Source organism: Aquirufa salirivi (assembly GCF_045310485.1).
Classification (GTDB): domain Bacteria; phylum Bacteroidota; class Bacteroidia; order Cytophagales; family Spirosomataceae; genus Aquirufa; species Aquirufa salirivi.
In genome coordinates, this window is the sequence record NZ_JBEWZH010000010.1 from 65,641 (window position 1) to 75,797 (window position 10,157).

Here is a 10,157-nt window from a genome sequence, read left to right on the forward strand (position 1 = left end):
GTTATTCAATAATATCACCTAAAACGGGATGCCACCACTTGCCTCCGTCATGCAATTTATAACCTCCTTGCAAAACTCCTTTCAAAACCGGCCAAATTCTTAGCAATCGGTTGTTGGCTAAGCTAGCGCGCATCTGGTAATGCAACATCCGACTGGCTACTTTTTTCAAGGCATTTTCTGGAGCTTTTCCACTGGCTTTCAGGTAATTATATAAGGCAGCGGAATCTGATGCTTTCTTCTCGATCTGGGCTAATTTAGCTTCTCTAGAACGCTTGAAGCGGTCTAAGAGCGAGACGGCTTTCTTTTCACTTTTAAGGCCAACTTGCTGACTGTCATGTTCACGGTACTGAATCAAAGGCTCTTTGACAAAAGCGATGCGATTGGTCATGGACAAATACAAGGCGATCCAACCATCGTGAATGAGCTCAGGAATGATGTGGGGAGTGGGGAATACTTCTTTTTTTACTTGAGAGCGGATGGCTAATGCAGCACCCGTTACGACATAACCTTTCAATAAGATGTCAAAGGAATTTCCTGCCCTCCAGGCCTCTTGTAATGGTTCAATGAATTCAATTTGTTCAAAGCTAGTTTTTCCGGTGGGTTTCCCAGCACGGTCGATCATGATGGCATTGGAAAAAACCGCATCTTTATCGGGATATTGTTCGAAGTAGCGGACCAAAGTCTCTACTTTATGTGGGAACCAAAGGTCGTCCTGATCACTAAAAAATAGGATGTCTCCACTACACGCCTGAACACACATTTCGAAGTTTTTACTACTTCCTACATTCTTTTCATTTTGATGAATGTGGACCTTAAAAGAGACTTTTTCTTTGAAAGCTTCTAGAATTTCGATGCTTTTGTCGCTGGAACCATCGTCAAAAACAACCAACTCATGGATAGCCTGTGTTTGTGAAGCTATACTTTCCAGTTGATATGGGAGGTATTTTTCGCCGTTATAGGTACAAAGAGCAACTGAAATATGGGGCATTCAAACAGATTAAAAATTCAAGATAAGGAATTAACGCTGTTTACATGGGTACGTAAACCACTTTTTTAGTCTCAAAAAATTCTTCGTTGAAGATTTCTCCCAACTCAAAAACTTTATGTTTTTTGCCAAACTCGGCCAACTCTTCTGTTAGATCTCCTCCTTTTAAATACAGAATACCATTTCTTTGGGTATGAAAATGGTTAGGACTGATCTTGTTGTTTACCCAATAGTAAAATGGAGTGATGCGAGTTACTGCCCTACTCACCACAAACTCAAAGTCTTGGTCCAGATCTTCAACTCGGGTATGTAATGCCGTTACATTCTCTAAACCTAGGGATGAAGCGACACCTTCGACTACTTTGATTTTTTTACCAATGCTATCCACTAAAGTAAACGTACATTGGGGGAATAAAATAGCCAATGGAATGCCCGGAAAGCCCCCACCTGTTCCTACATCTAAGATTTCAGTACCTGGGCGGAAATTGATAATCTTGGCTATACCTAAGGAATGAAGCACATGATGTAACATCAGGTTATCGATATCCTTTCTGGAAATGACATTGATTTTTTCATTCCATTCTTGGTACAAAGGATAGAGCATTTCGAATTGCTCCAATTGTTTGGATGTCAGTTCTGGAAAGTAATTTTTAATAATATCGGCTTTCATTTCTTTTTCAAAGTGCAAAGATACGTAAATGCCTTGTTTAAAAGAATGATTCCAAATTCGATATCGCTAGATTTACTTGAAGGATGTTATTGATTTCCACATTATTTTTTGAGGCATTGTTAAAACGGAAGATGCTTTGTTGCATATATCCCATTTCTACTGAAAGATTGGCGTTAATTCGATAGCCTAAACCAAGTAATACGCGGTTTTGGTCAAAAATATTCAGGTTGGGCACATTTTCACCCATGTTGATCATCAATTCATTGTAAGCTTGAATATACCAGGTTTTGTCTTCCATGTAGGCTTTTCCCAAAGGCATACTTCCTTTGATTTGATAACGAAATCTTTTTCGGTAAGAGTTGCTAGAAAAATCACCTCCATAAATGAAGCTTTTATCATCCACAGCTTGGTTAGCACCTAACCAACGGAACTCATATCGTAAGCGGTGATCAATGCGTAAGCGATTCAGTTGCTGCGTTAAAATGACTTGTGGAGAGATCCGTAATTCAGAAAAGAAAGCGGATGGTTCACCAAGGCTAAATCGGTTGGTTCCTATCCATCCTAAGGGCATCAAGGAGAAGCGTATGGCAGGACTCATTTGATAGTGGATGTAAGGCCTGAACACATGTTGGTTCAAATTATGGTAGGGATTCCCCGTGGTGGTAGCAGGATTGTAATCTCCTTGCTGGTCTTGCCTTCTTTGTTGGTTTTCTAATTGCCAACTGAATTTGCCAGCTATTTTACCCGAAATGTTTAGGTCAGTCCAGCCATTAGCAATGTGATTATAATACCTGGGGGATTGTGCTTTTGCGCTTAGGACACAAAAAAGAAGCACAAGCTTTAGGCTTAGGCTTACCTGTTTCATGGATTATATTGGTGTGTAAAAAAAAGGGAAGCTTTTGGCTTCCCTCAAAATTACGAGCTTTTATCCCGTAATCCAACGGAAAAAGACAAACAAACCTGCGGCTAGGATGATGGTTACTGGGAGTGTTAATACCCAAGCCATCACAATATTTTTGACAGTTCCGCCTTGCAGGTTTTTGATACCTTTTGAGGCAACCATCGTTCCGGCTATACCTGAGCTTAATACGTGCGTGGTACTTACGGGCCATTTGTAGGCGGTTGCCAATCCAATGGTCACTGATGCAATTAATTCGGCCGATGCTCCTTGAGCGTAGGTTAAATGGTGTTTACCTATCTTCTCACCGATGGTCACGACGATTCGTTTCCAACCTACCATGGTTCCCAGACCCAAGGAAAGAGCTACCATCCACATGACCCAATTAGGAGCAAAATCAGTCACTGCTGCAATACCTGTTCCTGAAGTAGCACCAAAGGCAAAAAAGGCAGCTTTATCTCCAGCAGTAGCTTTTTTGAAAGCTTTTTTATCGGCTTCAGATAAGGCAACAGATTCGCTTTCGATTAATTTTTTGGCATGTTTGTTGATATTCAATGCCGCTTTTCTAATCTCAAACTTTTGCTTAGTAGTTAGGTTACTTGTTTGAATGTTTTTTGTTAAAAGTAGTTCGTGCAATGCTTTAGAAGAGCTAGTAACAACACGGAAACTTTCTTGTTCTTTAATGGAAAGTGTTGTGGTGTCAATTTTAGCTGAAATAATTTCTACTTGAGTTAAGTCTTTTTGTAAGCGGCTCAAATCTAAGGTAGAATTAATAGCAAAATAGCCCGGTAAAAAGGCAATTAAAATCACCATGACAAGACCGATTCCTTTTTGTCCATCATTACGACCATGGAAAAAAGACACCAATGTACAAGTCGTAATTAGAATAGCACGAATCCAAAGCGGAGGAGGGGAATTCTTTTTAGGCTCTTTAAAAATCTCTTTATTTTTTATGGTCTTTTTTAATATGTACATCAAAACGATGGCCAATGCAAAACCAAATAGTGGCGAAAGTAATAATGCTTGTCCAATTTCTTGGGCTTTATCCCAGTTAACGGCGCTGACATTGGTTTGATTTTCTGGTAAAATAGCGTGACCAACTCCAATACCAATGATCGAACCGATTAGGGTATGTGAACTAGAGGCTGGTATACCAAAGTACCAAGTACCTAAATTCCATAAGATAGCGGAGAATAATAGGGAGAGTGCCATGGCCATGGAATGGTACACATTGGTATCAATGAGTAGTTCCGTGGGGAGAAGCCCTATGATACTCATGGTAACACCGACACCACCGGTTAAAAGACCCACAAAATTCATGAATCCAGACCAAATAACTGCTTGTGTGGGTTTTAAAGAATGGGTGTAGATAACTGTCGCTACGGCATTGGCTGTATCATGAAATCCGTTTACGAATTCAAATGCACAGGCAGCAAATAGACAGAAAAATAGTAGGAAGAATAAGGTAGGATCTAACCCAAACATATAATATTATTTAAGGTATATTGGTGCAAATATGGTCGCAAAATTACGCTTTACCCATGATGCCCATGTTAAGTAATTGTTAAATTCTTTATTTCTTTTTTCTTCGGGCTTTTTTGGCCTCAGAAAGCAGTTTTTTCGCTTCGGTATATTGACTCGTTTTTTTGTCGGCCTTATCCATTACCTCTTTGCAGTGTTCCACGGCCGTGTCGTAATCACCCTCTTGGTATGCGATACGAGCTAATCCCAAGACGGAAGCCCAATAATATCCTGACTCTAAGGAAGCAGTTTGAATGGAGAAATCCATGCATTTTTTAAAATAGATTTTTGCCTCAGTATGATTTTTGAAAATGTATAATTGGTAGTATCCTAAAATATAAGAGGCATAACGGCCTGATACGCCTTCGTAGCCTACTTGGTGATGATCTATTTTGTTTAAAATACTTTTAGCTACTTCCATGGCCTCATCTAATTTCCCTAACATGAAGGCCGAGCGAGCATGATAACGTTCGAAGAAAGGATTATCTGGATAATTCTGATGTGTGTATTTGGCTAATTCGTAGCTCTTTTCTGACATGTTTTCCATGGCATAGATTTGCAAGAGGAAATAGCGGGCTTCGGTACGGGTATAAAAGGCTTGGTAGCTTACTTTTTCTAATTGTTCTATGCCTTGTTGCTTATTGGCTTTTGGGAAAAGCCAAAGAACAGGTCGTAACAGTTTAAAGTTTTGCTTGATAAAATGGTAGTAGTAATTGTAAAGGCCGTCGCCAAACATCAGTTCAGGACTGAAATCGGCAAATTCCCGTGAATATTCTAAGTATTTTAAGGCGCTTTTAGCGGCGAGAGTGGCACGAGCCCAGTGTTTACGCTCGGCATGTAAACGACCTTTGAAGCCATAGGCAGCGGCCATAAAGAAGGCAGCTTCGGGGTTTTCCGTGTCATCCCAAATTTTCTCGGCTTTGGAAATACTTCGATCCATATATTCCAATAAGCGATCATCATATACTTCATTTTGGGTATTGGGAACCATTTTCCACCATTGAACAAGCCCTAAAAGGAAGTCGGGCAGTGGATGTTCAGGATATTTGACTTTGAGGTAATTGAATTCCCTTTCGGATTCGGGGAATTTGAAATTGTACATTTGATTGATGGCATTGGTAGCTTCAATCTGCACTTCGGAAGTTAATAAAAGCATTCCTTTGGAGCGCTCCTTTTCTGCTTCTTCAGTTTTCTTCCACCATTGACCCAAGCTTAGGAAAGATAGTGAAAGAAAACTTAGAAGTAGTACATATGATCTAAGACGATATCTCGATCTCATCTCCATTATGGTTCAAAAACTTAAAGTCAGTAATACCTAGGGATGAATCCTCTGTAATGTGAATCCAAGACTTAAACGTCATGAACCATTTCATTCGTATAGAAGGGAATCCTTTAGTAAAGTAAGCACTTAAGAAAGGATGAACCAATAAAGTGAGTTTTTTCTCATTTTGTTTGGTAATCAAATGTTCCACATGCTGCGCAATAGTCTCAGAAACGGCGATACTGGCGGTGATGGTACCGGTACCTCCACAACTAGGGCATGTTTCATGCGTGGCCACATTCATTTCTGGGCGGACACGTTGGCGCGTGATTTGCATCAAACCGAATTTGGTCAGCGGCAGAATGGTGTATTTAGAACGGTCCGTTCTCATTTCATCACGCATGATGTCCTGAATCAACTTACGGTTATCCGCTTTTTTCATGTCGATGAAATCGATCACGATGATACCACCCATATCACGCAGGCGTAATTGACGGGCAATTTCCTTAGCGGCTTCACGGTTAACACTTAAGGCAGTAGCCTCTTGATCGTCTTCAGAGTTGGATTTATTTCCTGAATTCACGTCGATCACGTGCAAAGCTTCCGTATGTTCTATGATGAGGTAACCGCCAGCAGGTAAAGAAACGGATCTTCCGAAAAGCATTTTTAATTGCTTTTCGATACCCACTTGTTCAAACAACTTGGTTTTACCCGTGTGTAATTTGACAATCTTTTCTTTTTCTGGAGCTACTTGATGCACATAACCTTTGGCTTCGTTGTACAAATCCTGATTATCAACGATGACATTGTCAAAGTCGTTGTTTAGCAAGTCTCTTAACATAGAAGTGGCACGGCTCATTTCACCAATGACACGGTCTCGAGGTTTGGCATCGACTAGTTTGGCTATACCATCTTCCCATTTGGAAATAGAATCACGTAGATCGCGCTCCATTTCTTCTACGGCTTTTCCTTCGGCTACTGTTCTGACGATGACACCGAAGTTTTTCGGTTTGATGGATGACATCAATTTCATCAATCGACTTCTTTCGGCTTTGGACGTAATTTTCTTTGAAATATTGACGCCATTGGAGAAAGGAACTAACACGAGGAATCTTCCAGCGATGGATATATCACAAGAAAGACGAGGGCCCTTGGTGGAAATAGGTTCTTTCACTACCTGCACCAAGATGAGTTGATTACGGGTTAAAACCTTATCGATTTTACCTAATTTATCAATTTCTTCTTCTATTTTGTAGTTCTCCAACTTGATGTTTTTGCCCTTTTTGTTCATGACATCACGAGAGAATTTCTGCAGTGAGTTCAAGTTAGGGCCTAAATCATGGTAATGAAGGAATGCATCCTTTTCATAACCTATATCAATGAAGGCAGCGTTAAGACCAGAGACTAATTTTTTGACAGTACCAAGATAGATATCACCCACAGAGAATTGAGGTTCCGACTGTTCAATGTGATATTCTACAATCCTTTTGTCTTGCAAAAGGGCAATTCTATCCCCTTTGGGGGTAGAATTAATGATTAATTCATTACTCACAATATATTACGAGAAGAATGTTAGACGGGACAGACTTATCCCTACGCTAATATATATAACAAACACCAAAAACAGGCCATTTGGGATGGTCTGTTTTTGGGTTACCTAATTACGCTACCAAAAGGAGGTAATTATACTAACTATTTCTTCTTGTGACGATTCTTACGAAGACGTTTTTTTCTTTTGTGTGTTGAAATCTTATGACGTTTTCTTTTCTTTCCGCAAGGCATACCTGTTAGCGTTTAAATTTTGAATAATGTAAGAAGTTGATTTTCAACCTCAATGTTTTTGCATTTCTGCGAGCAACTCTTGGGCAGCTTTGGTTTCTTCAGGGTCTTTGCTCTTGTCAAGGACCATCCGAAGCACTTTTTTTGCCTCATCTAATTTATCTAACTGGGCCAAGCAAAAACCGAGGTTTAAGGCGGCTTTGTAATTCGTTGGTTCCAGCTTCAATATCTGTGTGAATCGTTCTTGGCCTTTGCCAAATTGATTCGATTTAATGGACAAAATCCCTAGATTAAATAAAGCAGGCACGAATGTCGGCTCTTGTTCAATCACTTCCCTCAGTAAGGTAATCCCTTTCATTGGGGTGGGAGTGTCCACGTAAGTCATCGCTAAATTCGTTTTTACCAAGAGGTTAGACGGATCTTTCGATAATACTTGTTCAAAATATACACGTGCTTTTTCTCCCATGGCCTTACCCTTTGTCGGGTTCAGTGCATAAGTTTGGGCTTCAAAATACAATTGGCCCGCACGTAAGAAGTTGTTTAAAACAGGATGCTGATCGGCGAATTGTCCTGCAAAATAAGCAGCACTATCGTAATGATTAGCTCCTACAAATGTGTTGATTAATTTATCTAACACACTCGACTTGGCAACCTCTGTTTTTGCTTGACTTAATTCAGATTTTAATTTAGAAACAGCCGCTTGTTGAGCTTTCGTCAAGGGTGCAGCATGCGTTTCTTCTGATTTTGTCGCACTTTTTTCTGTATGTTCATCCTGGTGATCGTCGCCTTTCGCATCGCGATTGGCTCCTCCAGCAGGAGTGTTACTCGTGGTATTACTCACATTTCCCTTAGGTAATTGAAATATGAGGGCAGTCAACCCAAGGCCAATAATCAGAATGATCACATAGGATTTCTTCATTTTTCTAGACCTGAGGCATTAAGCCTTATTTAGCAGGGTCAGTGCTGGTTTTAACTTGTTCAATGAACACTTTAGCTGGTTTAAAGCTAGGTACATAGTGTTCGTCAATGGTAATTGCTGTGTTTTTTGAAATATTTCTAGCAATCTTTTTTGCTCTCTTTTTGTTGATAAAACTTCCAAAACCACGAACATAAATGTTCTCTTGTTTGGATAAATTATCTTTTACAACTTCGAAAAACTTTTCTAACGTTTCAGAAACATCTTTTTTGTCAATCCCTGTTTTGCTGGAAATTTCAGCAATTACATCTGCCTTGGTCACGGTAATTAATGCTTTAAATTATCAATTTTGTTCTAATCGCTTTCCCTTTCTTTAAAAGGGACACAAAAGTAATGTTTTTCTCGAAGAATAGAAATGGTTGTCAATGATTTAATTGATTTTTTTAGTAAATGCTTGTCAAATAGCTCCCTTCTTTCTTCGTATCTTTGATTCATCCCATGCAATCTACAAATCATCACCCTTTTACAGAAGGCCTATTAACCTGGTATCGGCAACATGCTCGAGAATTACCTTGGCGACAAACCCAAGACCCTTATGCGATTTGGTTGTCGGAGGTTGTACTGCAACAAACCCGCGTAGCACAAGGATTGCCATATTATCTAAAATTGCTTGAGGTTTTTCCTACAGTGGAATCCTTGGCCCAAGCGGAGGAATCTGTTTTGTTTCGACATTGGCAGGGATTAGGTTATTATTCTCGAGCTAGAAACTTGCATAAAACAGCGAAATTGGTCGTAGCTAATTTTCAAGGACAATTTCCTACTACCTATTGTGAATTAGTTCAATTACCAGGTGTGGGCCCCTACACCGCTGCGGCTATTGCTTCTTTTGCTTTTGGGGAGGCTAAACCTGTTGTAGATGGTAATGTCTTTCGAATATTAGCGCGTTATTTTGGCATAGAAACGGATATACTTCACAGTTCGGCAAGAAAAGAATTTACTGATGTGGCCATGGAATTAATTCCTCAGGACCAGCCCGCCGAATTTAATCAAGCCATCATGGATTTTGGCTCCTTGCAATGTAGTCCAGCACCTTTATGCGCTAGCTGTCCTTTGAGTTTGACTTGTTTTGCATTTCAACAGAAGCGAATTCAGGATTTCCCTGTGAAGCAAAAAAAAGCGAAACAAAAGAATCGATATTTTAACTACTTTATCTTGGAACAAGGGAATCAGGTACTCGTTCGAGAAAGAAAAGAAAGGGATATTTGGTCAGGCTTATGGGAGTTTTATATGGTAGAATCAACCCAAGAGGAAGAACTTGAAAGTTTATTAGAAATGGATGACAATTTATCCATCATGCTCCAAAGCACTTCCGTACAGTCCTTGAAATCGCCCAAATTACATATACTCAGCCACCAAAAGATACATTGTCGGGCATGGCATGTCCAAGTTCCTGATAATCTTGACATTAACGAATTGGCAGGATTTCAATGGATACGGCCCGAGGACTTTGAAAAGCTGGGAAAATCGGTCTTGCTTTTGAATCTGATAACTGATAATTTGCATCTGGAGATTTTTAATGATTCAATGCCACGATAATTTTGTTTTGGCAAAGGGTTTGCCGATAATCATTTAAAACAAACACATTATGGCAGGAGTAAACAAAGTAATTTTATTGGGCAATTTGGGGGGAGACCCAGAAGTAAGAGCCTTACCAAGTGGGGTTAAGGTGGCTAATATCAATATTGCTACCTCAGAATCTTATCCAGGAAAAGATGGACAGCGGGTGGAGCAAACGGAATGGCACCGCGTGGAGCTGTGGGATAATTTAGCCAACATCGCGGAACAATATCTGCGAAAAGGTAATCAGGTGTACATCGAAGGAAAAATACGGTCAGAGGAGTGGCAAGATAAAAATGGAGCCACGGTACGTGGATACCGGATTCGGGCTACATCCATCAACTTGATTGGGGGTAAAAATGATCGTCCAGCCCAAGACACTCCCGAAGCAAGACCTCGTCCAGAGGCATTGCCTACAGCAGATAAATCAGCCTCATCTGTACCTAGTTTTCCACAAGTTGCAGATTCCGGAGACGATGATCTTCCATTTTAATATTCTGGGCTAGAAGG

Annotated in this window: 10 protein-coding genes; 2 read left to right on the forward strand and 8 right to left on the reverse strand. The window is 40.1% G+C overall.

The window, feature by feature from the left end:
- Position 1 precedes the first annotated feature (1 nt).
- From U0R11_RS12750 to U0R11_RS12785, 8 genes are all read right to left on the reverse strand, one after another.
- The gene (locus U0R11_RS12750) at positions 2 to 988 is read right to left on the reverse strand and encodes a glycosyltransferase family 2 protein (RefSeq protein WP_406752100.1); all 987 of its coding nucleotides are present in this window, start codon (positions 986 to 988) and stop codon (positions 2 to 4) included.
- Between the two features lie 40 nt (positions 989 to 1,028).
- Complete coding sequence (gene rsmG, locus U0R11_RS12755; protein WP_406752102.1) at positions 1,029 to 1,655, reverse strand: 16S rRNA (guanine(527)-N(7))-methyltransferase RsmG; 627 nt, start codon at positions 1,653 to 1,655, stop codon at positions 1,029 to 1,031.
- A gap of 37 nt (positions 1,656 to 1,692) precedes the next feature.
- The gene (locus U0R11_RS12760; RefSeq protein ID WP_406752104.1) at positions 1,693 to 2,520 is read right to left on the reverse strand and encodes a DUF2490 domain-containing protein; all 828 of its coding nucleotides are present in this window, start codon (positions 2,518 to 2,520) and stop codon (positions 1,693 to 1,695) included.
- Between the two features lie 60 nt (positions 2,521 to 2,580).
- Positions 2,581 to 4,038 (reverse strand): inorganic phosphate transporter, encoded by a 1,458-nt coding sequence (locus U0R11_RS12765; RefSeq protein WP_406752106.1) that lies wholly within the window; start codon positions 4,036 to 4,038, stop codon positions 2,581 to 2,583.
- A gap of 88 nt (positions 4,039 to 4,126) precedes the next feature.
- On the reverse strand, positions 4,127 to 5,353 hold the full coding sequence (locus U0R11_RS12770) for a tetratricopeptide repeat protein (RefSeq protein WP_406752108.1): 1,227 nt from the start codon (positions 5,351 to 5,353) through the stop codon (positions 4,127 to 4,129).
- The gene (locus U0R11_RS12775) at positions 5,331 to 6,887 is read right to left on the reverse strand and encodes an Rne/Rng family ribonuclease (protein WP_166373326.1); all 1,557 of its coding nucleotides are present in this window, start codon (positions 6,885 to 6,887) and stop codon (positions 5,331 to 5,333) included. Before U0R11_RS12775 ends, U0R11_RS12770 begins: the two co-directional genes overlap by 23 nt.
- A 279-nt stretch (positions 6,888 to 7,166) precedes the next feature.
- A complete protein-coding gene (locus U0R11_RS12780; RefSeq protein WP_406752110.1) occupies positions 7,167 to 8,033 on the reverse strand; it encodes a tetratricopeptide repeat protein in 867 nt (288 codons plus the stop codon).
- Between the two features lie 25 nt (positions 8,034 to 8,058).
- Positions 8,059 to 8,352 carry an HU family DNA-binding protein gene (locus U0R11_RS12785; protein ID WP_109321911.1) on the reverse strand — a complete coding sequence of 98 codons (294 nt, stop codon included), beginning with the start codon at positions 8,350 to 8,352 and terminating at the stop codon, positions 8,059 to 8,061.
- Positions 8,353 to 8,528: 176 nt separating this feature from the next.
- Between U0R11_RS12785 and mutY the strand changes: the two genes are divergently transcribed.
- Together mutY and U0R11_RS12795 are read left to right on the forward strand one after the other, a co-directional pair.
- A complete protein-coding gene (gene mutY, locus U0R11_RS12790; RefSeq protein WP_406752112.1) occupies positions 8,529 to 9,626 on the forward strand; it encodes an A/G-specific adenine glycosylase in 1,098 nt (365 codons plus the stop codon).
- Positions 9,627 to 9,675: 49 nt separating this feature from the next.
- Complete coding sequence (locus tag U0R11_RS12795; protein WP_406752114.1) at positions 9,676 to 10,140, forward strand: single-stranded DNA-binding protein; 465 nt, start codon at positions 9,676 to 9,678, stop codon at positions 10,138 to 10,140.
- Positions 10,141 to 10,157 lie beyond the last annotated feature (17 nt).